28 protein-coding genes and 1 pseudogene are annotated in these 26,834 nt (G+C 73.0%); 17 read left to right on the top strand and 12 right to left on the bottom strand.

Annotated features, from left to right (window positions below):
• Positions 1–38: 38 nt before the first annotated feature.
• From mshB to ACE1OC_RS14545, 3 genes and pseudogenes are all read left to right on the top strand, one after another.
• A complete protein-coding gene (mshB, locus tag ACE1OC_RS14555) occupies positions 39–947 on the top strand; it encodes an N-acetyl-1-D-myo-inositol-2-amino-2-deoxy-alpha-D-glucopyranoside deacetylase (protein WP_407837372.1) in 909 nt (302 codons plus the stop codon).
• Positions 944–1,327 carry a DUF6113 family protein gene (locus tag ACE1OC_RS14550; RefSeq protein ID WP_407837371.1) on the top strand — a complete coding sequence of 128 codons (384 nt, stop codon included), beginning with the start codon at positions 944–946 and terminating at the stop codon, positions 1,325–1,327. The genes mshB and ACE1OC_RS14550 overlap by 4 nt, the downstream gene beginning before the upstream one ends.
• Before the next feature lie 237 nt (positions 1,328–1,564).
• Positions 1,565–3,750, top strand: a pseudogene (locus ACE1OC_RS14545) (hypothetical protein).
• Positions 3,751–3,842: 92 nt separating this feature from the next.
• On the opposite strand, the gene ACE1OC_RS14540 reads toward ACE1OC_RS14545, so the two are convergent.
• Positions 3,843–4,634: a tetratricopeptide repeat protein gene (locus ACE1OC_RS14540; protein ID WP_407837369.1), complete on the bottom strand. Its 792-nt coding sequence runs from the start codon at positions 4,632–4,634 to the stop codon at positions 3,843–3,845.
• Positions 4,631–5,623 (bottom strand): GNAT family N-acetyltransferase, encoded by a 993-nt coding sequence (locus ACE1OC_RS14535; protein WP_407837368.1) that lies wholly within the window; start codon positions 5,621–5,623, stop codon positions 4,631–4,633. Before ACE1OC_RS14535 ends, ACE1OC_RS14540 begins: the two co-directional genes overlap by 4 nt.
• A gap of 117 nt (positions 5,624–5,740) precedes the next feature.
• Between ACE1OC_RS14535 and fdxA the strand changes: the two genes are divergently transcribed.
• Together fdxA and dapC are read left to right on the top strand one after the other, a co-directional pair.
• On the top strand, positions 5,741–6,070 hold the full coding sequence (fdxA, locus tag ACE1OC_RS14530; RefSeq protein WP_030868357.1) for a ferredoxin: 330 nt from the start codon (positions 5,741–5,743) through the stop codon (positions 6,068–6,070).
• 122 nt (positions 6,071–6,192) lie between these two features.
• Positions 6,193–7,293 carry a succinyldiaminopimelate transaminase gene (gene dapC / locus ACE1OC_RS14525; RefSeq protein WP_407837367.1) on the top strand — a complete coding sequence of 367 codons (1,101 nt, stop codon included), beginning with the start codon at positions 6,193–6,195 and terminating at the stop codon, positions 7,291–7,293.
• A gap of 81 nt (positions 7,294–7,374) precedes the next feature.
• Here dapC and ACE1OC_RS14520 read toward each other — a convergent pair whose 3' ends face one another.
• On the bottom strand, positions 7,375–7,707 hold the full coding sequence (locus ACE1OC_RS14520) for an ATP-binding protein (RefSeq protein WP_407837366.1): 333 nt from the start codon (positions 7,705–7,707) through the stop codon (positions 7,375–7,377).
• 228 nt (positions 7,708–7,935) lie between these two features.
• Entirely contained in the window at positions 7,936–8,949 is a 1,014-nt protein-coding gene (locus ACE1OC_RS14515; protein ID WP_420497895.1) for a hypothetical protein, read from the bottom strand.
• A 51-nt stretch (positions 8,950–9,000) separates the two neighbouring features.
• Here ACE1OC_RS14515 and dapE point away from each other — a divergent pair, with 51 nt between their 5' ends.
• Positions 9,001–10,080 carry a succinyl-diaminopimelate desuccinylase gene (gene dapE / locus ACE1OC_RS14510; protein ID WP_407837364.1) on the top strand — a complete coding sequence of 360 codons (1,080 nt, stop codon included), beginning with the start codon at positions 9,001–9,003 and terminating at the stop codon, positions 10,078–10,080.
• A gap of 64 nt (positions 10,081–10,144) precedes the next feature.
• Positions 10,145–10,903 (top strand): TIGR00730 family Rossman fold protein, encoded by a 759-nt coding sequence (locus ACE1OC_RS14505; RefSeq protein WP_274549422.1) that lies wholly within the window; start codon positions 10,145–10,147, stop codon positions 10,901–10,903.
• Positions 10,904–11,154: 251 nt separating this feature from the next.
• Here ACE1OC_RS14505 and folP read toward each other — a convergent pair whose 3' ends face one another.
• Positions 11,155–12,015, bottom strand: coding sequence for a dihydropteroate synthase (gene folP / locus ACE1OC_RS14500; RefSeq protein ID WP_407837363.1), 861 nt, complete (start codon positions 12,013–12,015; stop codon positions 11,155–11,157).
• 76 nt (positions 12,016–12,091) lie between these two features.
• On the opposite strand from folP, the gene ACE1OC_RS14495 reads away from it, so the two are divergent.
• Entirely contained in the window at positions 12,092–12,445 is a 354-nt protein-coding gene (locus ACE1OC_RS14495; RefSeq protein ID WP_250741746.1) for a DivIVA domain-containing protein, read from the top strand.
• Positions 12,442–13,017 (top strand): DNA-3-methyladenine glycosylase I, encoded by a 576-nt coding sequence (locus tag ACE1OC_RS14490; protein WP_407837362.1) that lies wholly within the window; start codon positions 12,442–12,444, stop codon positions 13,015–13,017. The genes ACE1OC_RS14495 and ACE1OC_RS14490 overlap by 4 nt, the downstream gene beginning before the upstream one ends.
• A gap of 153 nt (positions 13,018–13,170) precedes the next feature.
• Here the strand turns inward: ACE1OC_RS14490 and ACE1OC_RS14485 are convergent, their stop codons facing one another.
• Positions 13,171–13,974 carry an enoyl-CoA hydratase/isomerase family protein gene (locus ACE1OC_RS14485; protein WP_407837361.1) on the bottom strand — a complete coding sequence of 268 codons (804 nt, stop codon included), beginning with the start codon at positions 13,972–13,974 and terminating at the stop codon, positions 13,171–13,173.
• 331 nt (positions 13,975–14,305) lie between these two features.
• Between ACE1OC_RS14485 and ACE1OC_RS14480 the strand changes: the two genes are divergently transcribed.
• On the top strand, positions 14,306–14,473 hold the full coding sequence (locus ACE1OC_RS14480; protein ID WP_003966491.1) for a DUF3117 domain-containing protein: 168 nt from the start codon (positions 14,306–14,308) through the stop codon (positions 14,471–14,473).
• A gap of 133 nt (positions 14,474–14,606) precedes the next feature.
• Entirely contained in the window at positions 14,607–15,143 is a 537-nt protein-coding gene (locus tag ACE1OC_RS14475) for a hypothetical protein (RefSeq protein WP_407837360.1), read from the top strand.
• A 90-nt stretch (positions 15,144–15,233) separates the two neighbouring features.
• Here the strand turns inward: ACE1OC_RS14475 and ACE1OC_RS14470 are convergent, their stop codons facing one another.
• The gene (locus ACE1OC_RS14470) at positions 15,234–15,896 is read right to left on the bottom strand and encodes an O-methyltransferase (protein WP_250741749.1); all 663 of its coding nucleotides are present in this window, start codon (positions 15,894–15,896) and stop codon (positions 15,234–15,236) included.
• 143 nt (positions 15,897–16,039) lie between these two features.
• Between ACE1OC_RS14470 and sigE the strand changes: the two genes are divergently transcribed.
• The 5 genes from sigE (at position 16,040) to ACE1OC_RS14445 (ending at position 20,536) form a co-directional block, all read left to right on the top strand.
• A complete protein-coding gene (gene sigE / locus ACE1OC_RS14465) occupies positions 16,040–16,819 on the top strand; it encodes an RNA polymerase sigma factor SigE (protein WP_407837359.1) in 780 nt (259 codons plus the stop codon).
• Positions 16,816–17,502 (top strand): anti-sigma factor family protein, encoded by a 687-nt coding sequence (locus ACE1OC_RS14460; protein WP_407837358.1) that lies wholly within the window; start codon positions 16,816–16,818, stop codon positions 17,500–17,502. The genes sigE and ACE1OC_RS14460 overlap by 4 nt, the downstream gene beginning before the upstream one ends.
• A gap of 145 nt (positions 17,503–17,647) precedes the next feature.
• Positions 17,648–19,120, top strand: a complete 1,473-nt coding sequence (locus ACE1OC_RS14455; protein ID WP_407837357.1) for a trypsin-like peptidase domain-containing protein — start codon at positions 17,648–17,650, stop codon at positions 19,118–19,120.
• Between the two features lie 118 nt (positions 19,121–19,238).
• Positions 19,239–19,688 carry a sec-independent translocase gene (locus tag ACE1OC_RS14450; protein WP_382981447.1) on the top strand — a complete coding sequence of 150 codons (450 nt, stop codon included), beginning with the start codon at positions 19,239–19,241 and terminating at the stop codon, positions 19,686–19,688.
• 134 nt (positions 19,689–19,822) lie between these two features.
• On the top strand, positions 19,823–20,536 hold the full coding sequence (locus ACE1OC_RS14445) for a hypothetical protein (protein WP_407837356.1): 714 nt from the start codon (positions 19,823–19,825) through the stop codon (positions 20,534–20,536).
• Between the two features lie 68 nt (positions 20,537–20,604).
• Here the strand turns inward: ACE1OC_RS14445 and ACE1OC_RS14440 are convergent, their stop codons facing one another.
• The 3 genes from ACE1OC_RS14440 to ACE1OC_RS14430 all read right to left on the bottom strand — a co-directional run bounded on the left by ACE1OC_RS14440 (position 20,605) and on the right by ACE1OC_RS14430 (position 23,819).
• Complete coding sequence (locus ACE1OC_RS14440) at positions 20,605–21,774, bottom strand: Mrp/NBP35 family ATP-binding protein (protein ID WP_407837355.1); 1,170 nt, start codon at positions 21,772–21,774, stop codon at positions 20,605–20,607.
• Positions 21,775–21,817: 43 nt separating this feature from the next.
• On the bottom strand, positions 21,818–22,414 hold the full coding sequence (locus ACE1OC_RS14435; RefSeq protein WP_374213410.1) for a DUF1003 domain-containing protein: 597 nt from the start codon (positions 22,412–22,414) through the stop codon (positions 21,818–21,820).
• Between the two features lie 97 nt (positions 22,415–22,511).
• Complete coding sequence (locus tag ACE1OC_RS14430) at positions 22,512–23,819, bottom strand: magnesium transporter MgtE N-terminal domain-containing protein (RefSeq protein ID WP_407837354.1); 1,308 nt, start codon at positions 23,817–23,819, stop codon at positions 22,512–22,514.
• Positions 23,820–24,074: 255 nt separating this feature from the next.
• Here ACE1OC_RS14430 and ACE1OC_RS14425 point away from each other — a divergent pair, with 255 nt between their 5' ends.
• Complete coding sequence (locus tag ACE1OC_RS14425; protein ID WP_407837352.1) at positions 24,075–24,857, top strand: hypothetical protein; 783 nt, start codon at positions 24,075–24,077, stop codon at positions 24,855–24,857.
• A 35-nt stretch (positions 24,858–24,892) separates the two neighbouring features.
• On the opposite strand, the gene ACE1OC_RS14420 is transcribed toward ACE1OC_RS14425, so the two are convergent.
• On the bottom strand, positions 24,893–25,408 hold the full coding sequence (locus ACE1OC_RS14420; protein ID WP_407837351.1) for a hypothetical protein: 516 nt from the start codon (positions 25,406–25,408) through the stop codon (positions 24,893–24,895).
• Positions 25,409–25,454: 46 nt separating this feature from the next.
• Positions 25,455–26,579 carry a magnesium and cobalt transport protein CorA gene (locus tag ACE1OC_RS14415; RefSeq protein ID WP_407837349.1) on the bottom strand — a complete coding sequence of 375 codons (1,125 nt, stop codon included), beginning with the start codon at positions 26,577–26,579 and terminating at the stop codon, positions 25,455–25,457.
• Between the last annotated feature and the right edge of the window lie 255 nt (positions 26,580–26,834).

Raw genomic sequence — 26,834 nt, 5'->3', positions numbered from 1 at the left:
GTGGGGTTCCGGGCGGCGGGTCCTCGTAGGCTGGTGCCATGAACGGTCTTCCCGCCCGTCGGCTCCTGCTCGTGCACGCGCACCCGGACGACGAGTCGATCAACAACGGCGTCACCATGGCCAAGTACGCGGCCGAGGGCGTCCATGTCGCCTTGGTGACCTGCACGCTCGGCGAGGAGGGCGAGGTCATCCCGCCCGACCTCGCCCACCTGACGGCCGACCGCGAGGACGCCCTCGGCGCCCACCGCATCGGCGAGCTCGCCGAGGCCATGAAGGAACTGGGCGTCGCCGACCACCGGTTCCTCGGCGGCCCCGGCCGCTTCCGGGACTCCGGGATGATGGGCGCCGAACAGAACCACCGGCCCGGTGCCTTCTGGTCCGCCGACGTGGACGAGGCCGCGGGGTACCTCGTAGAGGTGATCCGCGAACTGCGCCCCCAGGTCCTCGTCACCTACGACCCGAACGGCGGCTACGGCCACCCCGACCACATCCAGGCCCACCGCGTCGCCACCCGCGCCGCCGAACTGGCCGCGGAACCCGCCTACCGCCGGGACCTCGGCGCACCGCACGTCATCGAGAAGCTCTACTGGAACCGCGTCCCGCGCACGGTCGTCGAGGAGGGCTTCGCCCGGCTGCACGAGGCCGGGAGCGAGGTGCCCTTCCCGGAGCCGGCCACGCCGGACGACGTGCCGGGCGTGGTGGCCGACGAGCGGATCACCGCCGAGATCGGCGGGGACGAGGCAGCCGAGCAGGCGTTCGTGGCCGCCAAGACCGCCGCGATGCGCGCCCATGCCACCCAGATCGCCGTGGACGGGCCCTTCTTCGCGCTCTCCAACGACCTGGCGCAACCGCTGTTCACCCACGAGTACTACGAGCTGGCCGTGGGCACGCCGGGCGTCCCGGCGGGCGAGCGCGAGCGCGACCTCTTCGCGGGGGTACGGGCATGACCGGCGCGTGGAACGCGGGGCGGATCGGGGCCCTGCTGGGCCTGTTGGCGGCGGGGGTGGTGGTCGGCGTCGCCGGCTGGCTCGTCGTCGACCTGTGGTTCCCGGGCGGACTGGTCCTCGCGCTCCTCGCGCTCTTCGGCCTGTTCCTCGGCGGCCGGCTCGCCCTGGGCACCGGCATCGGCGTCGGAGCGGCCACGGGTGGCTGGTTCCTCTCCTACGTGATCCTCGGCGTGCCCCGGCCGGAGGGAGACTTCCTGCTCGGTTCGTCCGGAATCAGCATGTACGTCTACCTTTTGGGTGGAGTGGTGCTCGCTGTGATGTGCGCCACGATGAGCCTCCCGGAGGACCGGCCTCTTTCGGCCGCCAGGAACGCCAGGTGACGCGGCGTCGGCCGCGCCCGACGCCTTGACGAGCGGCTCGGCCGCCGCGTCCACGGACCCGCCGCGGCCGGGCGACAGGTGCTCAGGAGGGGTGCGGAGGGGGCGCACAGGAGGTCAAGGGGAACCCTTCGTTCCCGGCGGCCGGGTGTGCGCGGGCGGTGGCCAGTATGGTGGACCGGCCGCCGAGCTGCCCGCGCACCCTATGACGGGCGGCGGAGCCGATCGGGAGAACCTGTTTTGAGTCGTGATACTGACAGTCCGTCCTCCGGGCCCAACGGGCCCGGCGGAGCCGCCCACCCCTCGGGCGCGGCTCCGTACGGATCAGGCCAGCATTCGACCACGACAGTGCCCCCCGTCCGGGCGCGGCGACCATTCCGGAGGAGAGTTCAGTGACCGCACCGCCCGCGAAGCCGTCCGCGCCCGATTCCGACGGGCCGAAGACGGAGACCCAGCTGACGACCCGGATCCGGATCAACATCCCGGGTTCGCGGCCGATTCCGCCCGTGGTCGTACGCCAGACCATGCCCGAAGCCGAGGCCGGGCAAGCGCCCGAGGCCGTCGCCCCGCCGGCCGCGCCCGAGCCGGGTCCGGGCGAGGGCGTGCCCAGCAACTGGTTCGCACCGCGCAAGGCGGGCTCCCCGCCCGCCCCGGGGCAGCCTCCCGCCCCGGTCCCGGGGCGCGGACCGGCTCCGGCTCCGGCCGGCGGCCCGCGCTTCGACGGGCCCCCGCAGCAGGGCTTCGCCCAGGGCCCGGCAGGGCCGCGCCCGGGGGCTCCGATGGGCCCCGGCCCGGGTGCTCCGATGGGCCCCGGTCCCGGTGCTCCGATGGCTCCCGGCCAGGGTGCGCCCACGGGCCCGGGTCCCGGTGCTCCCATGGGCCCCGGTCCCGGCGCGCCCATGGGCCCCGGCCGCGGTGCTCCGATGGGTCCCGGTCCGGGTGCTCCGATGGGTCCCGGTCCCGGTGGTCCCGGTCCCGCCCCCGTCCAGGCCGGCGGCCCGCGCTTCGACGGGCCCGCGCAGCAGGGCTTCGCCCAGGGCCCGGCAGGGCCGCGCCCCGGTGCTCCGATGGGCCCCGGCCCGGGCGGCCCCGGCGTCGGCGGCGGCCCGGGCGCCGGTTACCCCGCACCGCCCGGCGGCCCCGGTACGGGCGCCCCCGCGGGCCCCGCGCAGGGACCCGGTCCCGCCGGACCGTCCGCGCCGCAGGCCGGCGTCGACTACGGCTCCGGCCCCACCACCGGTCCCGTCGCCAAGGCCCTGATCGCCCCCGTTCCGCCCGCCCCCGCCTGGCCCGGCAGCGGCCGCGGTCCCGACGGGCCGACCGGCGGGCCCGCGCTGGGCTCCGTACCGGTGGGAGGGGCGCAGGAGCCGAGCTGGCCCGGCCCCGAGCTGGACGCGGCCGGATACCCGCAGCCCGCGCCCGCCCCGGCGGCCGCGAACAAGCCCAAGCCCAAGGCAGCCGCGCCCGCCCCGGCCCGGCCCGCCAAGAAGGGCCGCAACAAGGTGGTCCTCCTCGGCGGAGGCGTCTTCGTGCTGTGCGGCGTGGCCTACGGAGCCGGTCTGCTCCTCAACCACTCCGACGTCCCCAAGGGCACCACCGTCATGGGCGTCGACATCAGCGGCAGCCGCGACGAGGCCGTCGCCAAGCTCCAGACGTCCTTCGGCAACCGTGCCGCCGCCCCGCTCCAGCTCACCGTGGGCGGCAAGACGGTCGAGCTGAAGCCCGAGAAGGCCGGCCTGAGCCTGGACAGCCAGACCACCGTCCGCAACGCCGCGGGCAGCGACTACAACCCCGTCACGGTCATCGGCTCGCTCTTCGGCAGCGAGCGCAAGGCCGAGGCCGTCCTGCCCGTCGACGACGAGAAGCTGCGGGTCGCCCTCCAGGAGCTGGCCGGCACCGCCGGTTCCGCCACCGAGGGCACCATCACCTTCGACACCGGCAAGGCCGTCGCGGTCCCCGGCAAGGCCGGTTCCACGCTCGACGTGGACGGCTCCGTGGGCCTGGTCACGAAGGCCTTCCACGACATGGTCGAAAGCGGCAAGGCCGCCCCGGTCACCCTCCCGGTCGCCACCAAGGACCCGGTCGTCGACCAGGCCGAACTGGACCGGGCCATGAAGGACTTCGCCCAGCCCGCGATGTCGGCGCCGGTCGTCGTCAAGGCGGGCGCCAAGTCCATCCCGCTGGGCGCCAAGTCCCTGCCGAAGATCCTGAGCATGCAGGTCGTCGACGGCCACCTCGTCGAGAAGTACGACCTGGAGGCCCTCAAGACGGCCTACGGGAACACCTTCGACGGCGTCCTCATCATGCGCGGCACCGGCGAGAAGACCGCCGTCACCCCGCAGGACGTCGCCGGAGTCCTCGGCAAGGCGCTGCGCGGCAAGACGACCGCCGAGCGGACCGGGGTCATCCCCACCAACCCGAGCTGACCACGAGCACAGCGGAGCCCCTCCCCGAACACGGGGGAGGGGCTCCGCTGTCATTTCCGGCGCGGGGTCCGGGCGGCCAGTCCACAGCCGGGCTAGTTCAGCAGGGCCCGCGCCGCCATCGCCTCGGCACGGATCCGCACCGCGGCCGGCGGATCGATCACGTCCACGACCACCGCGTACGACTCCATCTCCGCCGCCCCCGCCGCGAACTCCCCCCGCTCCACCAGCAACTTCGCCCGCTCGTACCGCAACGCCGCGGGATGCGAAGGCAGCAGCAGCGCCAGGTCCAGAGCCCACAGCGCCACCCCCGAGTGCTCGGGCCGCGTCGAGGCCCACGCCCGGATGTTGTTCAGGATCCGCAGGACGATGTCCATCGTGCGCGCCGCGGTCCGCGGCCCCGCCGCCAGCTCCGCCGGACCCGCGCCCAGCGAGGCGCCCCCCGCGAAGGGGTCGACGACCACACCCTCCTCCGGATCTCCGAAACCGACCACGAAGTGCCCCGGCAGGGCCAGCCCGTACACCGGAGCCCCGGCCCGCCGGGCGACCTCCAGCCAGACCACGGACAGCAGGATGGGCAGCCCCCGGCGCCGCCGCAGCACCTCGTGCAGCATCGAGGACGAGAGCCGGTCGTAGTCGGCCGGCGTGCCGTGGAAACCCAGCCGCTCGCCCAGCAGTTCGGACACCGCCGAAGCCCATGCGCGAGCGCCCCGCAGCCCGTACGGCAGCATCCCCGCCAGCCGGTCCAGCTCGATCTGCGCCCAGTCCATGGCCCGTTCGTCGAGCTCCGGGTCCCCCTCCGCGGCCAGCAGCAGGCACAGCGCGGCCAGGTCGGGCCGCTCAGCCCGCGCCTCGGCGGCGAACCGCTCCCGCCAGGGCGAGGTCACACCGCCGCCCGGCGGTAGTGGTGGTAGGAGTGGTGCGTCCCGAAGCCCATCCCCTCGTACAGGGCCCGCGCCCCGGCGTTGTCGCTCTCCACCTGGAGCCAGGCCGCCGACGCGCCCTCCTCCAGCGCGCGCCGCGCCAGCGCCGCCATCACGGCCGAGGCGAGGCCGCGGCGCCGGTGCTCCGGGTCGACCTCGACGGCACCGAACCCGGCCCACCGGCCGTCCACCACGAGCCGCCCGATCGCCCGGCCGGGCACCGCCGCGAACCACACCGAAGGCCCCGCGGTCAGCACCCGGCGGGCGGTCCCGGGATCCTTCACCCGCCCGTAGCGGGAGAGCCAGTCCTCGTCCGGAGTTCGGGTCAGCCGTACGCCCGCGACCACGGAATCGTCCACGTCCAGGTCGCCCACCGCCGCCAGCCCGCCGACCTGCACCAGCGCCGACACCTCGCGGACCCAGCCCCGGTCCTCCAGCTCCGCGCACAGCAGCTCCTGCGTGCCGGCGGCCCCCGTGGCGGTCTGGACGTAGGCCGGAAGATCCCTCCCCGCGTACCAGGAGGTCACCCGCGCGAGTGCATCGTCCAGCGGGACACCGGGATCGCCGAGCGGCAGCACGGAGTTGGCCCGGCGGGTGAATCCGCCGGCCGCGCGCAGCGTCCACTCGCCGAGCGGCTCGCTCTCCAGCGGCACCCAGGACCGTGCGCAGACCCGTGAGAGCTCCTCGAAGGAGGCCGCGGGGCCCCTGCGGCGGGCCGGAGCGGCCGGTACGACCTTGCCCGCCACCAGCGAGGATTCCGCGATGCGGACGGACTCGCCGGTCTTTCGTGTGATCGTCACCACACCCGCGTTCCAGGATGTGAGAACCCCTACGGTGTCCGTGAAGGAGGGGGTCCCGGTCGAGCTGTGCTCCACCCGTCGCACAGAGACACGTTTACCCACGTCAGCGGGTGTAATCCGGATCTCCAGCCGTCCACCGGCAGTGATTTCCACAGCTCTGTCCGCCCCTCCTGTTCGGATCGTGCCCGGGAACGGAGATACTAGAGGCGGGCATCGACGACGCCGCGCTCCCGCGCGATATGGAAAGCCCTTATGAGGAGGAACGAGAGCGTGACCTACGTCATCGCGGAGCCTTGTGTCGACGTCAAAGACAAGGCATGCATCGAAGAGTGCCCCGTCGACTGCATCTACGAGGGCCAGCGGTCCTTGTACATCCACCCGGACGAGTGCGTCGACTGTGGTGCCTGTGAGCCGGTCTGCCCGGTCGAGGCCATCTTCTACGAGGACGACACTCCGGAGGAGTGGAAGGACTACTACAAGGCGAACGTCGAGTTCTTCGACGAGCTCGGTTCGCCCGGTGGTGCTTCCAAGCTCGGCCTGATCGAGCGCGACCACCCCTTCATCGCAGCGCTTCCGGCGGACATCAACCCGAGCCACTGACGGTCGGGTACCGCCCCACGCGCGTCCCTCGGTCCCGTACGGCTCACAGCCGCACGGGACCGAGGTGTTTTCACGACGAAACTCCTGGAATCCACGGAACATCCGGAAAGCGAGAGCACCACGTGGCCGCAGTCTCAGCCCGTCTCCCCGTCTTCCCCTGGGACAAGCTGGAGCCGTACAAGGCGACGGCGGCGGCCCACCCGGACGGGATCGTCGACCTCTCCGTCGGCACCCCCGTCGACCCGGTGCCGGAGCTGATCCAGCGCGCCCTGATCGATGCCGCCGACTCCCCGGGCTACCCCACGGTGTGGGGCACCCCGGCCCTGCGCGACGCGATCACCGGCTGGGTGCGCGGCCGCCTCGGCGCGAGCGCGGCCGGGCACCGCAACGTCCTGCCGGTCGTCGGCTCCAAGGAACTGGTGGCCTGGCTGCCCACCCAGCTGGGCCTCGGTGCCGGCGACCAGGTGGCGTACCCCCGTCTGGCCTACCCGACGTACGAGGTCGGCGCGCGGCTGTGCGGCGCCGAACCGGTGGTCTATGACGACCCCACCACCGATCTCGACCCGGCGCGCGTGAAGCTGCTGTGGCTCAACTCCCCGTCCAACCCCACCGGCAAGGTCCTCCCCAAGGAGGAGCTCGTACGGATCGTGGCCTGGGCGCGCGAGCACGGGATCCTGATCTTCAGCGACGAGTGCTACCTGGAACTGGGCTGGGAAGCCGAGCCCGTCTCCGTCCTGCAAGACGAGGTCTGCGGCGGCTCGTACGAGGGCATCGTCGCCGTCCACTCGCTCTCCAAGCGGTCCAACCTGGCCGGCTACCGGGCGGCCTTCGTCGCCGGTGACGCCGAAGTCCTGGGCGAGCTGCTCCAGATCCGCAAGCACGGCGGCATGATGACCCCGGCCCCCGTGCAGGCGGCCACGGTGGCGGCCCTGGGCGACGACGTACACGTCGAGGAGCAGCGGGTGCGTTACGCGGCCCGCCGCGCGGCCCTGCGCACGGCCCTGGAGGCGCACGGCTTCCGCGTCGAGCACAGCGAGGCCAGCCTGTACCTGTGGGTGACCCGGGACGAGCCCTGCTGGGACACGGTCGCTCACCTGGCCGAGCTCGGCGTCCTGGTCGCGCCGGGCGACTTCTACGGCGAGGCGGGCGCGCACTTCGTCCGCGTCGCCTTCACGGCCACGGACGAACGCGTCGCGGCGGCGGTCAAGCGGCTGGCGCCGTAGCCGCAGGACGTGGCCGCAGGACAGCCCGAGGGGCCCGGGAGTTCGTGCTCCCGGGCCCCTCGGCGTTTCTGCGGGTGGTGCCTAGCCGAGGCCGGGCAGTCCGCCCGGGAGACCACCGGGAAGGCCGCCCGGCAGCCCGCCGCCGGCGAGCGGCAGCCCCGCCAGCAGGCTGCCCGCGGCGCCGGTCACCTCGTCGGCGGGCGCGGGCGCCGGCAGGGTCGAGGCGGGCACGGCCTCGGTGGCGGTGTCGCCCGCGGCGGCGACCGTCGCGTCCGGCGCGGTGAGCGCGCCCAGCTGCGGCACGGACTCCAGGCCCGCGGCGCTGGCCGCGCCGGCCGCACCGACCACGGGCGCTGCCCCGGCTGCGAGGAGCAGCGCGGCACGGGCGATCCGACGGGTCAGGGGGAGGGACATGTTGCTCCTAAGCGGTAGCGGCTGAGTACGCCGTGACAACCGCTCGGAGGGGGGCGCGAGTTGCGGAGCCGGTGGGTAAAGGATCAGTAACGGATCGTTTAATCGGCTTCCGGGCCGACCGCTCGGAACACGTGCCGACCTGCGGTTGCGTGCCCGCAGCGGCCTCCGTGTCCGCCGTACGGGTCACCCCCGTACGGGGGACGGGTCGTACGCCCGTCCACCGGCGGTTCAGCCGCGCACGAAGATCCGTACCTGGCCCGGAGCCGCAGCGCCGGGATCCCCGGCGCCGTTCCCGGCACCCGCGGCGCCCAGCTCCCGCCACCGGTCGCCGTCCTTGCCCGCCACCCAGGACCTGCCCCCGTACGAGACCCGGGTGATCCCCAGCTCGCGGGAGCCGGCCACCGCCCACTGCGCGAGCACCTGCCCGGTCCGCGCCGCCTGTTCCGCGCCGCCGGGCTTCGCCACCAGGGTCACCTCGGACTCGTTCGCCGCCCCGGCGTTCTCCCCGGCCCGGCCGGCCGCCTCCGCGGGCAGCGTGTACAGGGGGTTCTTGCCGAGCAGCCGGGTCAGCTGCGCCCGGACCTTCGCCGGATCGCCGGCCCTGACGGGCGCGGGCCCGGTACAGGTCAGGTGGCCGGCTCCGGTGAAGGCCGCGGTCAGCACGGTGGCCTCCGGCTCGTGCTTCGCGTAGGCCTGCGGGAAACCGCTCAGCTGCACCTTCTGCGCCGCCACCGTCAGCGGGAGCCGCGAGTACCCCTTGATCTCGGCCAGCCGGTCGTAGAAGATCCCGGCCGAGTACACGGGGTCCATGATCTGGTCCGGCGTGCCCCAGCCCTGCGAGGGCCGCTGCTGGAACAGGCCCAGCGAATCGCGGTCGCCGTGGTCCAGGTTGCGCAGGGCCGACTCCTGCATCGCGGTCGCCAGCGCGATCGTCACGGCCCGGTCGGGCATCCCCTTGGAGACCCCGACGGCGGCTATCGTCGCCGCGTTCGCCGCCTGCTCGGGGGACACCTCGTCGAACTGGCCCCCGCCCTTCGCGCCGTTCTTCCCGTCGGCCGAAGCCGTGCAGTAGGGCACGCCGCCGTTGTCGTTCGACGCGCGCTGCACGACGAAGTACCCGGCCACCGCCACCAGCACCAGGAAGCCCGCGGCCCAGCGGAGCGGGCGACGGCGGCGGCGAGGGCGGGGGTGATCGGTCTGCGGCACGCCGCCCACCGTACTTGAGCCATATGACGCGTCCATCGGCCGGACGGACAAGGCTTCGCCGCAGTCCGGCGGGTTAGGGTCAGCTCCATGTCCGAATCCGAGCTGGACCTCACCCTGGACGCCGCCGAGCTGACCGCCCGGCTCGTCGACATCCCCTCCGTGAGCGGCGACGAGAAGGTACTCGCCGACCTCGTGGAACACGCCTTGCGCGGCCTGCCGCACCTGACCGTGGACCGCTTCGGCAACAACGTGGTCGCGCGCACCCACCTGGGCCGCGCCGAACGCGTCGTACTCGCCGGGCACCTCGACACGGTGCCGATCGCCGACAACGTGCCCTCCCGCCTCGACGAGAACGACGTCCTGTGGGGATGCGGCACCACCGACATGAAGTCCGGCGTCGCCGTACAGCTGCGCATCGCGGCCACGGTCCCCGAGCCGAACCGGGACCTCACCTTCGTCTTCTACGACCAGGAAGAGGTCGCCGCCGACCTCAACGGCCTCGGCAAGGTCGCCGAAGCCCACCCGGACTGGCTGACCGGCGATTTCGCCGTCCTCCTCGAACCCTCCAACGCCGAGGTCGAGGGCGGCTGCCAGGGCACCCTGCGCGTCCTGCTCCGCACCTCCGGCGAGCGCGCCCACTCCGCGCGCAGCTGGATGGGGTCCAACGCCATCCACGCGGCGAGCCCGATCCTGGCCACGCTGGCGGCGTACGAGCCCCGCAAGCCCGTGATCGACGGCCTGGAGTACCGCGAGGGCCTCAACGCCGTCCGCATCGACGGCGGCGTCGCCAACAACGTCATCCCCCACGCCTGCACCGTGACGGTCAACTTCCGCTTCGCCCCGGACCGCAGCACGGACGAGGCCATCGCCCACGTCCGCGAGGTCTTCGCGGACTGCGACATCGACGAGTTCGTCATCGACGACCTCTCCCCGGGCGCCCTCCCCGGCCTCTCCCACCCGGCCGCCGCGGCCTTCATGGAGGCCGTCGGAGGACACGCCATGCCGAAGTTCGGCTGGACGGACGTCTCCCGCTTCAGCGCCCTGGGCGTCCCGGCGGTCAACTACGGCCCGGGCGACGCCCTCCTGGCCCACAAGGCCGACGAGCGCGTGGAAACGAAGGCGATCCTCCACTGCGAGGAACGACTCCGCGCCTGGCTGACCTCCTGAATTCCGCTTCTCGTCACCTTTGTGCGCCTAACCTGATCCAACGATCAGCAGGAGGGAGCACATCATGGGCAACCCTGAAGGGTCCGCTCGTCGTCGGCCCGAGGAGCAGCAGCTCGGGCCGGTGCTGAGGAGGCGGGGCCAGGTGCAGGCCGGCAGTACGACGGACCAGCGGCTGCTGGATTCGGCCGGGCCCTCCGAGTGGGTGCACACCGATCCGTGGCGGGTCCTGCGCATCCAGTCGGAGTTCATCGAGGGCTTCGGCACCCTGGCGGAGCTGCCGCCGGCGATCAGCGTGTTCGGCTCCGCCCGGACGCCGGCGGGTTCGCCGGAGTACGAGGCGGGCGTGCGGATCGGCGGTGCGCTCGTGGAGGCCGGGTTCGCGGTGATCACGGGCGGCGGCCCGGGCGCGATGGAGGCGGCCAACAAGGGCGCGCGGGAGGCCAACGGCATCTCGGTGGGCCTGGGCATCGAGCTCCCCTTCGAGCAGGGGCTCAACCAGCACGTCGACCTCGGGCTGAACTTCCGCTACTTCTTCGTCCGCAAGACGATGTTCGTGAAGTACAGCCAGGGCTTCGTGGTCCTGCCGGGCGGGCTCGGCACCCTCGACGAGCTGTTCGAGGCCCTGACCCTGGTCCAGACGCAGAAGATCACCCGCTTCCCGATCGTGCTGTTCGGCACGGCGTACTGGAGCGGGCTCATCGACTGGCTGAAGGGCACGGTCATCGCCCAGGGCAAGGCCTCGGAGAAGGACCTCTACCTGTTCCACGTCACCGACGACGTGGACGAGGCGATCGCGCTCGTGACGAAGGAAGTCGCCAGGTAGGACCGGCCGCCGACCGCTACGCCGGCCCCCGGCGGGCGACCGCCGGGGGCCGGTGGGCCTGGATCGCGCGGCTGCGCCGGCCTCCGGCCGTCGGCTCAGGCGAGGCCCCGGCGGGCGACGGCCGGGGGTCGGTGGCCCTGGATCGAGCGGACCATGTCCAGGAGCTCCTTTTTCACGCCGCTCTCGCGCGCGGTTCGGCGCCGGGGCGCCTCACCGGCTTCGAGCGGCTGCGCCGGCCTCCGGCCGTCGGCTCAGGCGAGGCCCCGGCGGGCGACGGCCGGGGGTCGGTGGCCCTGGATCGAGCGGACCATGTCCAGGATCTGCTTGGTTTCCGCGACTTCGTGGACGCGGTAGACCTGGGCGCCCAGCCAGGCCGAGACGGCCGTCGTGGCCAGGGTGCCCAGCAGGCGTTCCTTGACCGGCTTGTCGAGGGTCTCGCCGACGAAGTCCTTGTTGGAGAGGGAGACCAGGACCGGCCAGCCCGTCTCCGTCATCTCGGAGAGGCGCCGGGTGGCCTCCAGCGAGTGGCGGGTGTTCTTCCCGAAGTCGTGGCCGGGGTCGATCATGATCGACTCACGGGGTACGCCCAGGGCCGCCGCGCGCTCGGCCAGGCCGACCGTGACGCGGAGGATGTCGGCCATCACGTCCTCGTACTCGGTCCGGTGCGGCCGGGTCCGCGGCTCGACGCCGCCCGCGTGGGTGCAGACGATGCCCGCGCCGTGGCGCGCGGCGACCTCCGCGAGCTTCGGGTCGACGCCGCCCCACGCGTCGTTGAGCAGATCGGCCCCGGCCTCGCAGACGGCCTCGCCGACCTCGTGCCGCCACGTGTCGACGCTGATCACCACGTCGGGGTGGCGGCGGCGGACCTCGGCGACGAAGCCGACCGTGCGCCGGGCCTCCTCCGCCGCGTCCACGTGCTCGCCGGGACCGGCCTTCACCCCGCCGATGTCGATGATCGCGGCACCCTCGGCCACCGCCTGCTCGACCCGGTCCAGGGCCGGCTCGTCGCGGAAGGTCGCTCCCTGGTCGTAGAAGGAGTCAGGGGTCCGGTTCACGATGGCCATGATCACCGGCTCGTGGTCCTCGAACTCGCGCCTGCCCAGTCGCAGCATCCTGCTCTTTCCTCCTTCGGCGACCCTCGCGCCTCGCCTGCGACCTTAACCTGGTGGCCGGAGTCTCTCAGGGGAGTTGATCGTGTTCGCGTTCTTGCTCATCGCGCTGGTCGTGGTCGTCGCGGGAGTCACCCTCGCGGTGGCCGGCGGGGGGTCCGAGGCGGTGCTGCCCGAGGCCGAGCCCGACCGGCTGTCCGACGCCCTGCCGGAGAACCGTCCCGTCGTACGGGCGGACATCGACGAGCTGCGCCTGCCGGTGGCCCCGCGCGGCTACCGGATGTCCGACGTGGACGACGTACTGGAGCGGCTGGCGGCGGAGCTGGCGGAGCGCGACGCGCGGATCGCCGAGCTCACCGCCGCGACCGGGCCGGCGCCCGCGGCCGGGCCCGCCGACGGCTCCGTGGACCTGACCAAGGCCGCCGAGCAGTGAGCGGGGTGCTCGCCGGTCCCGACGGGGGCCTGCGGTGTCCCTGGGGGCTGGCCACCGAGGACTACATCGCGTACCACGACACGGAGTGGGGCCGGCCGGTCCACGGGGACGACGCGCTGTACGAGCGGCTGTGCCTGGAGGCCTTCCAGTCGGGGCTGTCCTGGCTGACGATCCTGCGCCGGCGCGAGGGGTTCCGGGCGGCCTTCGCGGGCTTCGAGATCGCCAAGGTGGCGGAGTTCGGGGCGGCGGACGCGGAACGGCTCCTCGCCGACGAGGGGATCATCCGGAACCGGGCCAAGATCGAGGCGACCCTCGCCAACGCGAAGACCCTGGCCGGGTGGGGCGAGGGCGAACTGGACGCCCTGATCTGGTCCCACGCCCCGGCGCCGGGGCGGGCCCCGAAGAGCACCACCGAGATCCCGGCGGTCACCCCGGAGTCCACGGCCCTGGCCAAGGCCCTGAAGAAGGCCGGCATCCGCTTCGTGGGCCCCACGACGGCCTACGCCCTGATGCAGGCCTGCGGCCTGGTCAACGACCACCTGTCCCGCTGCGTGGCCCGCGACCTGACCTGACCGCGCCGGATTTTTTCAGCCGTCCGGCGTTTGAGGACCGGGGTCTGGGGCGGAGCCCCAGGAGGGGTCCGGGCGCAGCCCGGGGAACGGGCGAAGGGCGGGTAGGGGACTCCGCCCCGCGCAGCGGCACCCCCCCCCCCCCCGGCGGAGCCGCTAGCGGCCCAGGTAGCGCGGAGCCTCCTTCGCGAGGAAGGCCGCGACGGCGATCCCGTGGTCCTCAGAGGCCCCCGCACGGCCCTGGAGCACGTCCTCGTGGTCCAGCGCGTCGGAGAGCGACCGGGAGGCCCCGTACGCCAGGGACTCCTTCAGCGCCGCGTAGGCGACCGTCGGGCCCTCGGCCAGCCGCCGGGCCACGGCCAGCGCCGCGGCCGCCAGCTCGTCCGAGGGGACGACGCGGTTCGCGATGCCGAGCTCCAGCGCCTCCTGGGCCTTCACGGACCGGGGGAAGAGCAGCAGGTCGGAGGCGCGCGAGCCGCCGATCAGGCGGGGCAGCGTCCAGGAGACGCCCGAGTCGGCCGTCAGGGCGACCCCCGCGAAGGAGGTGTTGAAGGAGGCGGTGTCCGCGACCACGCGGAAGTCCGCCGCCAGGGCGAAGCCGAAGCCCGCGCCCGCCGCGACGCCGTTCACGCCCGCGACCACCGGCTTCGGCATCTCCGTCAGCGCCCGGACGATCGGGTTGTAGTGCTCCGCGACGGTGTTCATGGTCAGCGAGGAGCCGTGCTCCCGGTCGGCCGCCAGGAACCCGACGTGCTCCTTGAGGTCCTGGCCCACGCAGAACGCCCGGTTGCCCGCCGCGGTGAGCAGGACCGCCCGTACGGCCGGATCCGCGGCCGCCGCCCGGGCCGCGTCGCGCAGGGCGACCTTGGCCTCGGTGTTCATGGCGTTCATGGCCTCGGGACGGTTGATCGTGATGGTCGCGAGTCCGTCGGTCACTTCGTAGAGCACGCTGTCGGCCATGGCGGGGGTCCCCCTTCGTCGCGGGCTGGCTACCGGCCGGTACCGGCCGGTGCAAAGGTCAGCATGGCGGACCGGACGGGGGTCGGGCATGTGATGTGCGTCAAATAAACGGAAGGGCAGACTCGTGCCGCGGCGGCGAAGTATCGCAGGCGTGTCCCCGAAATGAGTGGTTTTGGTCAAGCGCGTTGCACAAGCGTTCCCAGCCGATGTTGGTCATCGGGTCCTGACATGCGGGATAATGGCCTGGAAGCAATGTGTTCGATGCCGGGTACTAGGCGCCTGAATGGGGCCGTCGGCTGACGATGAACTGGTTTCAGGAAGGGGAACGAGCATGGCGGCCATGAAGCCGCGGACGGGCGACGGCCCGCTCGAGGTCACCAAGGAGGGGCGGGGCATCGTCATGCGCGTACCGCTCGAGGGCGGCGGTCGGCTCGTCGTCGAGCTGACTCCGGACGAGGCGGACGCCCTGGGTGACGCCCTGAAGAAGGTCGTCGGCTGATCCCCCAGGGACGCTGATAGTACTTTCGCTGCATTCTCTGCACTGCCCCGGCCGCACCAAGCGGTCGGGGCAGTGTTGTGTACCCGGGCCGGGCCCGGGCCGAGCACCAGACCGTGATCGCCGGAGCCGCACCGTGACCTTTTCCCCGCCCGCCCCGCCGGTCTTCGCCGACTGCACGCCCCGCGAGAAGGCGGCCCGGGTCCTCACGGAGGTCCTGGCGCCGGCGAACCTGGTGGTGGCCCAGCTCCTGCTGATCGGCTGGCACAGCACGGGGTCGTGGGCCGGTCTCGGCTGGGGCCTGCTCGGCGCCCTGTTCTGCGGCGTGCTTCCGATCGGCATCATCCTGCTCGGGGTCCGGCGCGGGGCGCTGACCGACCAGCACATACGGGTACGGCGCCAGCGGGTCGTCCCGATGGGGCTGAGCCTGGTCTCGGTCGTCGCCGGGATCACCCTCCTGCGCGTGCTCGGCGCCCCGGCCGACGTCTTCGCGCTCGTCGTCGCGATGCTCGTCGGCCTCGTCTCGTCCCTGCTGGTGACGGTCGGCTGGCAGATATCCATCCACATGTCGGTGGCCGGCGGCACCGTGATGGTCCTGCTGCTGTCTTCGGACCGGCGCTGCTCCCCGCGGTGCTGGTCGCCGCCGGCGTGGGATGGTCCCGGCTGGTCCTGAAGGCGCACACCACGGCGCAGCTCCTCGCCGGCGCCGCGCTGGGCGGTACGGCCGCGCTGACCTTCGCTCTGCTGCGCTGAGCCGCCGCGCTCAGCGCCGGACCGCGCACAGCAGGCCGTCGCCCACCGGGAGCAGGGCGGCCTCCAGGGCCGGGGTCTCGCGGACGGTGCGCAGCAGTTCGCGGACCCGGAGCACCTCGACCGGCTGGGCCGCGGAGTCGACCGTACGGCCGTCCGAGAAGACTCCCTCGAAGCAGACGAGGCCGCCGGGGCGGAGCAGGCGCAACGATTCAGCGAGGTAGTCGAGGGACTCGGACGGGTCTCCGTCGCAGAAGACGAGGTCGTATCCGCCGTCGGCCAGCCGGGGCAGTACGTCCAGGGCGCGGCCCGGGATGAAGCGGGCGCGGTTGCCCGCGAAGCCGGCGGCGCGGAAGGCCTGGCGGGCGAAGGCCTGCCGGTCCGCTTCGGGATCCACCGTGGTCAGGACCCCGTCGGCGCGCATTCCGTGCAGGAGGTGGATGCCGGACACGCCGGTTCCGGTGCCGATCTCGGCGACCGCCTTCGCGTCCGCGGTGGCGGCGAGCAGGCGCAGCGCGGCCCCGGTGCCGGGGGAGACGGAGCGAAGTCCCGCTTCCCTGGACCGGTCGCGGGCCCATCGCAGAGCGTCGTCTTCGGCGACAAACGCGTCGGCGAACGCCCAGCTCGTCTGCCGGTTGCCGGTAATGACCCTCTCCTGTCCCCATAGTTGGCGCAACGGTGACTGTATCCGCTGGAGTCGGGAACCCGCAGATGGGACCGGGCGTTGAGAGCAGTAGAGACGCAAGAGCGGCCTGGGGCCCGGAGCCCGTGCAAAGTTACTGCAAAAAGGCTTATCCAGAGCTGACGGGAGGGGTGGCTATGGTAGGGACTCCGCTGGACACCACCAGAGCCGACAGGGGAGGTGCGGCTGCGCCTGTGGATCGTGGGGGTGTCCTCCGACGCCTCTTCTGGTCGGCCGGTGAGCCGAAATCCGTGACCAACATTGCTGACCGTTTCCGCACCGTAGACACCGCAACCACCGCGACCTTCGCCGCCGATGCGGGCTCCCAGGCGTGGACCCCTCCCTCGTGGGAGGAGATCGTCAGCACGCACAGTGCGCGGGTCTACCGTCTCGCCTACAGGCTGACGGGCAACCAGCACGACGCCGAGGACCTGACGCAGGAAGTCTTCGTCCGCGTCTTCCGCTCGCTGTCCACGTACACGCCCGGCACCTTCGAGGGCTGGCTGCACCGGATCACCACGAACCTCTTCCTCGACATGGTCCGCCGCAAGCAGCGGATCCGCTTCGACGCCCTCGCCGACGACGCCGCCGAGCGGCTGCCGAGCCGTGAGCCGTCCCCGCAGCAGGTGCTGCACGACACCCACTTCGACGCGGACGTACAGCAGGCGCTGGACACCCTCGCGCCCGAGTTCCGTGCGGCCGTGGTGCTCTGTGACATCGAGGGCCTGTCGTACGAGGAGATCGCCGCCACGCTCGGCGTGAAGCTCGGCACCGTGCGCAGCCGCATCCACCGCGGCCGTTCGCACCTGCGCAAGGCGCTCAAGCACCGCTCTCCCGAGGCCCGTGCGGAGCAGCGCGCGCTGGCCGGTGTGGCCGTGGGCGCCCCCGGCACCGGGGGAGAGGGCGGAGCCGAGTGAGCGGGATCAGTCCGTCTCCGTCGCCCGCCGAGCAGGCTTCCTCCGCGGAGCACCACCTGGGCGACCGGCTCGCCGCCCTCGTGGACGGGGAGTTGAGCCACGACGCGCGCGAGCGGGTACTGGCGCACCTGGCGACGTGTGCCAAGTGCAAGGCCGAGGCCGATGCGCAGCGCCGCCTGAAGACCATGTTCGTGGAGAGCGCGCCCCCTCCGCTGTCGGCCGGGCTGCTGGCGCGGTTGCAGGGGCTGCCGGGGAGCGGCCCCGAGGGCCCCTCGGGACCTTCCGGCCCCTTCGGTCCGCCGCTGGGAGCCGACCCGTTCGGGTCCTTCGGCTACGCGCCGCCCGCGTCCGCCGCCGCGCCCCAGCAGCAGCAGGGTTTCCGGATACACGAGGTGGGCCGGCAGCGGCGCCGCTTCGCGTTCGTGGCCGCCGGGGCGGTGTCGCTCGCCGCGATCGCGCTGGGCGGCTCGCTGCCGATGGAAGCGGTCGAGCCCAATGCCCGGGGCGAGGCTCCGGCCGCGCGCACGGGACCCGTGGTCCCGGTGGTCGACGCGGTGGTCCGGGAGAACCGGCTGCCGAAGCCGGGCACCGTTCCGACGCTCCGCCCGGTCTCCCCGCTGGCGGCTTCCCCGGCGCCCTCCCGGCCGACCGCCTCCGCACGCCCGGTGTCCCTGTACCGCTGACCGGTCCGGGTGTGGCTCCGTCACGCCCGTCCGGCTCGCCCGTGCGGCCCGCCGGGGCGGGCGGCACGGGCAACCTGGTTGAATCTCCGCCAGATGCGCCGCCCCGGGCGGCCGGCGGAGACCGACAGGCAGGCGGGGAGCACCCATGTCCGACAGTCAGCAGACCGATCCGGCGGCGGATCCGGTCCCGGCCCCCCTGCCCCGGTGGTGGAGCCGCCCCGCGGAGCCCGTCGGCGCGCACGAGGGTGCCGTACCGCCCCCTCGGGCCGCCGAGCACGCGGACCCGGGCCCTGACCCTGCCCCGGTGACGGAGCCCGCCCCGGCCCCCGCCCCGGTGCCCCAGTGGTGGAGCCGCCCCGCGCAGCCGCTTGCTGGGCACGAGGGATCCGTACCGCCCCCGCGGACCGCGCCGGAGCCGGTCGCTGACCCGGATGCGCACGCGGCCCAGGACCCGGAGCCGCGGTACGACCCGTGGGGTGTGCGGCCGCTCCAGACGGTGGACCACGGCAGGGCGGGCTCGCGCCGGTTCCGGCTGCGCCAGGGCATCGTCCTCGGCCTCGGCGCCGCCCTCCTGGCCGGCGGCATCGGCGGTTACGCCGGCGTCCTCGCCGAGCGGCAGGCCGGCACCCGCCTCGAACTCCCGCAGGCGGCCCCCGCCGACGGCGGCCGGGCTCCCGACAGCGTGGCCGGGATCGCCGCCACCGCGCTGCCCGGCGTGGTCACCCTGCACGTCAACGCCGCGGAGGGCAGCTCGACCGGCACCGGCTTCGTCCTCGACGGCCAGGGCCACATCCTCACCAACAACCACGTGGTCCACGGGGCCCGGACCATAACGGTCACCTTCAGCACCGGCGAGAGCGTCGCCGCCGAGCTGGTCGGCGGCGACACCGGCTACGACCTGGCCGTCGTCAAGGTCGACGGGGTACGGGGCCTGCGGCCGCTCGCGCTCGGCAACTCCGAGAACGTCAAGGTGGGCGACCCGGTGGTGGCCATCGGCGCCCCCTTCGACCTCTCCAACACCGTCACCGCCGGCATCATCAGCGCCACCGGCCGCCCCATCACCGCCGGCGGCGACAAGGGCGACGGCAGCGACGTCAGCTACGTCGACGCCCTCCAGACCGACGCCCCCATCAACCCCGGCAACTCCGGTGGACCGCTCCTCGACGCCAGGGCCCAGGTCATCGGCATCAACAGCGCCATCCGCGGGGGCGACGGCAAGGACAGCTCCGGACAGCAGCGCGGCAGCATCGGCCTCGGGTTCGCCATCCCGGTGAACCAGGGCAAGCGGGTGGCCGAGGAACTGATCCGCACCGGCCGCGCCACCCACCCCGTCATCGGGGTCACCCTGGACATGGACTACTCCGGCGACGGAGCCCGGGTGGGGGAGAAGGGCGAGGGCGGGAAGCCCGCCGTGACCGCCGGCGGGCCCGGGGCCCGTGCGGGCATCAGGCCGGGCGACGTGATCACCAAGGTGGACGGGGTACGGGTGCACGGCGGCGACGAGCTGGTGATCAAGATCCGGGCCCACCGGCCGGGCGACCGGCTCACCCTCACCGTGCTGCGCGAGGGCCGGGAGCGCACGCTGGAAGTGGTCCTCGGGTCGGCGAACGGTTCGTGACGGGCGGGTGAAAGCAGAACCGGTCGGGTAATCAGCCGGTCCTGGTGTATTGGCCTGCGGACCTGGCCGGGTACCGTGTGACAGGCCTGACGTGAAGAGAGCCGAGGAGCGGGGCAAGGTGTTCAACGACATAGGCGCACTCGAGCTGGTCACGATCGTGGTGCTCGCCATTCTCATCTTCGGCCCGGACAAGCTGCCCAAGGTCATCCAGGACGTCACGGGCGTCATCCGGAAGATCCGCGCCTTCTCCGACAGCGCGAAGCAGGACATCCGCTCCGAGCTCGGGCCGGAATTCAAGGACTTCGAGTTCGAGGACCTGAACCCGAAGAACTTCATCCGCAAGCAGCTGACCGAGAACGAGGACCTCAAGGAGATCCGGAGCAGCTTCGATCTCCGCAAGGAACTCAACGACGTCACCGACGCGGTCAACGGCAAGGAGTCCGACGCGGCCGCGGCCGCTGGCGGAGCCCTCCCCGCCGCCGCGCCGGGCGCCGGACCGGACATGGTCAAGAAGCCCGCGACCCCGGCGCAGGAGCAGCGCTCGCGCTACGACGCCGACGCGACCTGACGCCACCCGGGACCACGCACGCGCCCGCCTGCCCGGCGAACCGCGGTCGGATGGCTATCCTCCTTTGAGTCCGGACCCAGGACGCCCGAGGGGGGTGGGCCGTTCCGGATCCCACGGAACGAGAGGCCGCTCAGATGGAGACGACGAGCAGTAGCCGGGTAGGCACGCAGCCCGCCGAGGCGCAGACGCCCGCCCCCGCACCAGCAGCAGACCATCCGCAGCCCCCGGACGCGGCCGCCCCGCCCGTCCCTGCCGCCCGCCGGGCGGCCGAGGGGTACCTGCGGGCCGACTTCCCCTGGTACGGGCTGGACGGAGCCTTCACCGGCCCCCGCTGGCTGATGCAGGTCGCGGCGGGCGCCGACGGCAGCGTGGAGCACGGCTCGACCGGCCACGGTGACGAGCCCTCCGCCCGCGGCGAGATCGCCACCGGGGAGAAGGAGCGCTTCGCGGTGGTCGTCACGGTGGCCAGCAACCCGCTGCGCCGCACCGCCGACGGCACCGGCGTCCTGGAGGCCACCTCGGTCTCCTCGGCGGCCTGGCTGGCCGGCTCGGGGCTGCTGGCCTACAGCTGGCCGGGGCAGATGGACCACAGCCTGCGCGACGACTGGCTCGACCAGCAGACCGAGGCCGCGTGGGAGCTCGCGGACGACCTCGCGGGGTCGGACTGGTCGACGCTGTCGCTGCCCGTGGACGGGGAGCCGACGCCGTTCCACTACCGCGAGTCGGAGTTCGGCTGGGTTCTGGCCGGATCGACCGGGAGCGGGGTCCATCTCGGTGCCTACGGGCGGGGGATGAGCGCGTACGGGCTCGGGTTCTCGGTGATCGGGGACCTGGCGGCGTACGAGTAGGACGCACACGTGGAAAAAGAGGGGCCCGGCGAGGAAATCTCCTCGCCGGGCCCCTCTCCCGTTCTACGTCAGAACTTGTTGCGCGGGGTGATGCCCAGGGACATGCCGGCCAGGCCGCGGGCACGGCCGCCGAGCTTGCCGGCGATCGCGCGCAGGGCCGCACCGGCGGGGGAGTCGGGGTCGGACAGGACGACCGGCGTGCCGTCGTCGCCGCCCTCGCGCAGGCGGACGTCGATCGGGATCGAGCCCAGCACCGGCACGGTCGCGCCGATCGTCTTGGTCAGGCCGTCGGCGACCTTCTGGCCACCGCCGGAGCCGAACACGTCGACCATCTCGTCGCAGTGCGGGCAGGGCAGCCCGGACATGTTCTCGACGACGCCGACGATCTTCTGGTGGGTCTGCACGGCGATCGAGCCGGCCCGCTCCGCGACCTCGGCCGCCGCCTGCTGCGGGGTGGTCACGACGAGGATCTCGGCGTTGGGCACGAGCTGGGCCACGGAGATCGCGATGTCGCCCGTGCCCGGCGGCAGGTCGAGCAGCAGGACGTCCAGGTCGCCCCAGAACACGTCGGCCAGGAACTGCTGGAGGGCCCGGTGCAGCATCGGACCGCGCCACACCACGGGCGCGTTGCCCGGGGTGAACATGCCGATGGAGATGACCTTCACGCCGTGCGCCGACGGCGGCATGATCATGTTCTCGACCTGGGTGGGGCGGCCCTCCACGCCGAGCATGCGCGGCACGCTGTGGCCGTAGATGTCGGCGTCGACGACACCGACCTTGAGGCCGTCGGCCGCCATCGCCGCCGCCAGGTTCACGGTGACCGAGGACTTGCCGACGCCGCCCTTGCCGGAGGCGACCGCGTAGACGCGGGTCAGCGAGCCGGGCTGGGCGAAGGGGACCTCGCGCTCGGCGGTGCCGCCGCGCAGGGTCGCCGCGAGGTCCTTGCGCTGCTCGTCGCTCATCACGTCCAGCGTGACGGCGACCGAGGTGACGCCGGGGACCTTCTGCACGGCCTCGGTGACCAGGTTGGTGATGGTCTCGCGCATGGGGCAGCCCGACACGGTCAGGAACACGGTGACGGCGACCTCGCCGCCGTCACCGATCTCCACCGATTTGACCATGCCCAGCTCGGTGATCGGCCGGTGGATCTCGGGGTCGTTCACCGTCGCCAGCGCGTCCAGGATCGCGTCCTGTTCGGGCACGGCAGCGGCGGAGGCGGAGCTTGTGTCGGTAGCCATGCCCCCGATGGTACGGCGCGGTGGCGGGCCTCAGGAAAGGCTGCTAGCGGTCGCCTTCGTCACTCTCCGCGGGGAATAGCCGCCGCTCGTCCATCTCCTTGATCAGATCCTGGAACTCGGACCGGATCCAGTCGCGCGTGGCGACCTCCCCCAGACCCATCCGCAGGGCCGCGATTTCCCGGGTCAGGTACTCGGTGTCGGCCAGCGAGCGTTCGTTCTGCTTGCGGTCCTGCTCCAGGTTGACCCGGTCCCGGTCGTCCTGGCGGTTCTGCGCCAGGAGGATCAGCGGGGCCGCGTAGGAGGCCTGGAGCGACAGCATCAGGGTCAGGAAGATGAAGGGGTACTGGTCGAAGCGCACGCTCTCCGGCGCAAAGATGTTCCAGAGCACCCAGATGATGATGACGACCGTCATCCAGACGATGAACCGGCCCGTGCCGAGGAACCGCGCGACCCGCTCCGACAGCCGCCCGAAGGCCTCCGGGTCGTACTCCGGCAGCAGCCGGCGGCGGGCCGGTCGCGGCAGGTCGAGCCGGGTGCGCGAGCGCGACAGCGCGCTCGACCCGGTCGACTGACCGGCCTTAGCCCGCTCGCCGCGCTCGAAAGAGGAACGTTCCGCCCGCTCCGCGGCGGCCTCCGCCAGCCCGTTCTCGCGCGCCTGCGCCCGGGCGTGCTCGCGCCGCTCCCGGATCTGCTCCTTGCGCCGCTCGCGTGCCTGCTCGCGCTCGCCGCGCCCCCGGTCAGTTCCCACGCAGGGCTCCTTCCGCACGCTCGGAGTCCTCGGGCCCGCCTGCGCCCTCCGAATGGAAGTCCGTCTCCCGCCAGTCGTCCGGGAGCAGGTGGTCCAGTACGTCGTCCACGGTGACCGCGCCCAGCAGCGAGCCGCTCTCGTCGACGACCGGGACCGCGACCATGTTGTACGCGGCCAGGTAGCTGGTCACCACCGGCAGCGAGGCGTCCGGCCGCAGCGGCGCCAGGCCCGTGTCCACGATCGAGCTGACCAGGGTGAACGGCGGATCGCGCAGCAGCCGCTGGAAGTGCACCGTACCCAGGTACTTGCCCGTCGGCGTCTCGTCCGGCGGCCGGCACACGTACACCTGGGCGGCCAGCGCCGGCGACAGGTCCGACTGCCGTACGCGGGCCAGCGCGTCGGCGACCGTCGCGTCGGGGCGCAGCACGATCGGCTCCGTGGTCATCAGACCGCCCGCGGTGTTCTCCTCGTACGACAGCAGGCGCCGCACGTCGGCGGCGTCGTCCGGCCGCATCAGCGTCAGCAGCCGTTCCTTGTCGTCCTCCGGCAGCTCCGAGAGCAGGTCGGCCGCGTCGTCCGGGTCCATCGCCTCCAGGACGTCGGCCGCGCGCTCCTCCTTCAGCTTCCCGAGGATCTCCACCTGCTCGTCCTCGGGCAGCTCCTCCATGACGTCCGCGAGCCGGTCGTCGTCCAGCGCGCTCGCCACCTCGGCACGCCGCTTCGGCGTCAGGTGGTGCAGGACGTTCGCCACGTCCGCGGGGCGCATCTGCTCGAAGGTGGCGACCAGGTTCTCGGCGCCCTGCCCGTGCTCCTCCAGCGAGAAGCCCGTCACCGCCGACCACTCCACGGTCAGGGTCTCGCCGCGCCGCCGCAGCGCGCCCGACTTGCCCTTCCGTACGAAGATCCGGTCGATCTCCCAGTCGCGGCGGGCCGGCAGCTGCTGGATGGCCACGTCCAGGACGGTGACCTCCTCGCCGTCCGCGACCAGGCGCACCCGCCGGTCCAGCAGTTCGCCGAGGATCAGCCGCTCGGTGGGGCGCTGCTCGAAGCGCCGCATGTTGACCACGCCGGTGGTGATCACCTGGCCGGACTCGACGCCCGTCACCCGGGTCATGGGCAGGAAGATCCGGCGCCGGCTGACGACCTCGACCACCAGGCCCAGCAGCCGGGGCGGCCGGCCGCCCACGCGGAGCATCGCGACGAGGTCGCGTACCCGGCCCACCTGGTCGCCGTTGGGGTCGAAGACGGGCACACCCGACAGATGTGAGACGAAGATCCGTGGGGCGCCTGCCGCCATCCGAGCGCCTCCTACGAGCTGCGTCATCCGTCGATCACCGGTACTGCCGCCCTCAGGTTAGCCCGTACCGCACGCAACCTCCTGATGGGGCCGTCCGGCCGGGCCCGCCCCCGGCATCGGCGCAGCGTCCGCGCGGCGCCCCCGCGACCCCCGCACGTGCGTCCCCACGGGCTGTGCGCGGGCGCCGCGCAGGGGCCCGCGTACGGGCGGGTACGCTGCCAGCTGCTCGCCACGCAACGAGAGGGGCACCTGCCCGTGACCGCCTATTTCCCCGCCCCGCGGCTGCGCCGGGCCGCCTTCGTCAGTGCCCTGTGCGCGGGCCTGGCCGTCGTCGGCACGGGGTGCGGAGCGGATCCCGACGAGGGAACGAACGGGGTCGGGAAGCTGTCCGCCGACCAGATCGAGGACAAGGCGAAGACGGCCGTCACCGGGGCACAGTCGGTCCACCTGTCCGGCACGCTCGTCAGCGGCGGCAAGTCCTTCACCCTGGACATGCGGCTCGGGGCGGACGGCGGCTCCGGCGAGGTGAAGTCCCAGGACGACACCACCTTCCAGCTGCTGCGGGTCGGCGAGCAGCTCTACCTCAAGGCGGGCGCCGCCTTCTGGGGCCAGTCCGAGGCGGCCGGCAAGCTCGGCGACAAGTTCGTCAAGGTGCCCGAGGGCGACCCCTCCTACAAGCAGTTCCGCGGGTTCACCGACATGCAGGTCATGCTCGACGGGCTGCTCGGGCTCGACGGGAAGCTCACCAAGGGCGAGGACTACACCAAGGTCGGCCCCACCCGCGCCGTCCAGGTCTCGGCGGACCAGGGCAAGGGCGGCAAGCTCTCGGTCTCCCTGGAGGGCACGCCGTACCCGCTCCTCATGGAACGCGCGGGCGGCGCCGGCCGGGTGACCCTCGCGGAATGGGGCAAGCCGGTCGAGCTCACCGCGCCCGCGCCCGACCAGACCGTGGACTACGGATCCGAGCTGCCCACGACCAAGGACCAGGAGGGCGGCTCCGGCCAGGGCTCGGGCCAGGGCGCCAACCCGCAGGGCTAGGCCGTCTCTTTCGGATCTCGCCTGGCCCGCTCCGCCTAGCGGGAGGCCTTCTTCTTCCGCTTCAGCAGCAGCTTCGGCAGACCGGCCGGGACGGGCTGCCGGGTCGTCGCCGGGGAGCCCAGCGGAGCCGCCGCCAGCGAACCCTCGGGGAGGGCGGCCCGGACCGACTCCGGCTCCAGGCGCAGCAGCCGGCACTCCCGCGCCCAGCGGGCGGTCATCTCGGCGGAGTCGGGCGCGTTGAGCCGCTTGCCCTTGAGCTCGGCCACCGCGGCCTCCCACGGCTCGCTGCCGGGCACGAGCTCGCGTACGGTCGCCGTCCACGCGACGAGCCGGCCGCCCTTGTCCTTGCTGCGCACGGTCACCTCGGCCGCGGCCCCGTCCGCGAGCCCCGGGAACGGCTGCTCCCCGGGCCCGTCGCCGAGCACGTGCGCCGCGCCGTCCACCCAGGCGTGCCACAGGCCGCGGTCCGCCCCGGAGCCGCGGACCCAGATGAGGCCGGACTTCTTGGTGGCCTCCTCGACGAGGGCCAGATCGAGCGCGCTGAGAGTCATGCGCACAGGGTAGCCAGCGCCCCCGGCGCCCTCACAGCCAGCGCCCTCACAGCCAGCCGTGGCGCCGCAGGGCCCGGTGGATGGTGAAACAGGTCCCGGCGATGGTGGCCATCACCATCGGATAGCCGTAGCGCCACTGGAGCTCAGGCATGTGCTCGAAGTTCATTCCGTACACGCCGCAGATCATCGTGGGCACGGCGATGATCGCCGCCCAGGAGGTGATCTTGCGCATGTCCTCGTTCTGCGCGACGGTCGCCTGCGCCAGGTTGGCCTGGAGGATGGAGTTCAGCAGCTCGTCGAAGCCGACGACCTGCTCGTGCACGCGGGCCAGATGGTCGGCGACGTCGCGGAAGTACTTCTGGATGTCGGGCTCCACCAGCCGCATCGGGCGCTCGCTGAGCAGCTCCATGGGGCGCAGCAGCGGGGAGACGGCCCGCTTGAACTCCAGCACCTCGCGCTTGAGCTGGTAGATGCGGCCCGCGTCGCCGCCGCGCGCACTGCCCTTGGCGGGGGCGGCGAAGACCTCGCTCTCCACCTCGTCGATGTCGTCCTGGACGGCCGCGGCGACGGCGATGTACCCGTCGACCACGTGGTCGGCGAGGGAGTGCAGGACGGCCGACGGGCCCTTGGCGAGGAGCGCCGGATCGTCCTGGAGGCGGTGGCGCAGGCCCTTGAGGGAGCCGTGGCCGCCGTGCCGGACGGTGATGACGAAGTCGGGGCCGGTGAAGCACATCACCTCGCCGGTCTCCACCACCTCGCTGGTGGCGGTGAGTTCGGCGTGCTCGACGTAGTGGATCGTCTTGAAGACGGTGAAGAGGGTGTCGTCGTAGCGCTCCAGCTTCGGCCGCTGGTGCGCGTGCACCGCGTCCTCCACCGCGAGCGGGTGCAGTCCGAACACGGCGGCGATCCCGGCGAACTCGGCCTCGGTCGGCTCGTGCAGGCCGATCCACGCGAATCCGCCGTCCGCGCGGACCTCGCGCAGCGCCTCACGGGGCGTCAGGCAGGGGGCTCCCGGCGCGCGCACGGCGCGCCGCCCGTCGCGGTAGACGGCGCAGTCGACCACCGCGCTGTTCGCGGACGGGTCGCGGGTGGTGTCGTAGCCCGGCTGCGCCGGCGTGGACCTGCGCAGTGCGGGGCGGACGGCGGCACGGAGGTAGGGCAGCATCGACATGGCAGGCTCCTTCGCGCGCACGGCTGCGGACCGTACGGGTGGGAGGTCCTTCCGGACGGCACCCTCACCCGGTCGGCAGTCCGGGCGGGCAGGCGGAAGGATCAGGACGGGAGGACACAGTGCTTCCGTCGCTCTTCGACCGATCCGGCGTCTGGATTCAAAGACGCGCGGATCAAAGGGGGCGCGGCGCGCCCGTCGGCGAAGTGGAAGAGCGAGAGGTACCGCACGTACTGTGCGATCGACTTCGATGCACCG

This window comes from Streptomyces stoeckheimensis, assembly GCF_045822005.1.
GTDB classification, from domain to species: domain Bacteria; phylum Actinomycetota; class Actinomycetes; order Streptomycetales; family Streptomycetaceae; genus Streptomyces; species Streptomyces stoeckheimensis.
This window is presented reverse-complemented; position numbering and strand designations above follow the sequence as displayed.

Excerpts from the sequence above, each read along its gene's own strand:
- mshB (WP_407837372.1), top strand. The coding sequence starts at position 39 with ATGAACGGTCTTCCCGCCCGTCGGCTCCTGCTCGTGCACGCGCACCCG.
- ACE1OC_RS14550 (WP_407837371.1), top strand. The coding sequence starts at position 944 with ATGACCGGCGCGTGGAACGCGGGGCGGATCGGGGCCCTGCTGGGCCTG.
- ACE1OC_RS14520 (WP_407837366.1), bottom strand. The coding sequence starts at position 7,707 with ATGTCCCTCCCCCTGACCCGTCGGATCGCCCGTGCCGCGCTGCTCCTC.
- ACE1OC_RS14515 (WP_420497895.1), bottom strand. The coding sequence starts at position 8,949 with ATGGACGCGTCATATGGCTCAAGTACGGTGGGCGGCGTGCCGCAGACC.
- dapE (WP_407837364.1), top strand. The coding sequence starts at position 9,001 with ATGTCCGAATCCGAGCTGGACCTCACCCTGGACGCCGCCGAGCTGACC.
- ACE1OC_RS14505 (WP_274549422.1), top strand. The coding sequence starts at position 10,145 with ATGGGCAACCCTGAAGGGTCCGCTCGTCGTCGGCCCGAGGAGCAGCAG.
- folP (WP_407837363.1), bottom strand. The coding sequence starts at position 12,015 with ATGCTGCGACTGGGCAGGCGCGAGTTCGAGGACCACGAGCCGGTGATC.
- ACE1OC_RS14485 (WP_407837361.1), bottom strand. The coding sequence starts at position 13,974 with ATGGCCGACAGCGTGCTCTACGAAGTGACCGACGGACTCGCGACCATC.
- ACE1OC_RS14480 (WP_003966491.1), top strand. The coding sequence starts at position 14,306 with ATGGCGGCCATGAAGCCGCGGACGGGCGACGGCCCGCTCGAGGTCACC.
- sigE (WP_407837359.1), top strand. The coding sequence starts at position 16,040 with ATGGTAGGGACTCCGCTGGACACCACCAGAGCCGACAGGGGAGGTGCG.
- ACE1OC_RS14455 (WP_407837357.1), top strand. The coding sequence starts at position 17,648 with ATGTCCGACAGTCAGCAGACCGATCCGGCGGCGGATCCGGTCCCGGCC.
- ACE1OC_RS14445 (WP_407837356.1), top strand. The coding sequence starts at position 19,823 with ATGGAGACGACGAGCAGTAGCCGGGTAGGCACGCAGCCCGCCGAGGCG.
- ACE1OC_RS14440 (WP_407837355.1), bottom strand. The coding sequence starts at position 21,774 with ATGGCTACCGACACAAGCTCCGCCTCCGCCGCTGCCGTGCCCGAACAG.
- ACE1OC_RS14430 (WP_407837354.1), bottom strand. The coding sequence starts at position 23,819 with ATGGCGGCAGGCGCCCCACGGATCTTCGTCTCACATCTGTCGGGTGTG.
- ACE1OC_RS14420 (WP_407837351.1), bottom strand. The coding sequence starts at position 25,408 with ATGACTCTCAGCGCGCTCGATCTGGCCCTCGTCGAGGAGGCCACCAAG.
- ACE1OC_RS14415 (WP_407837349.1), bottom strand. The coding sequence starts at position 26,579 with ATGTCGATGCTGCCCTACCTCCGTGCCGCCGTCCGCCCCGCACTGCGC.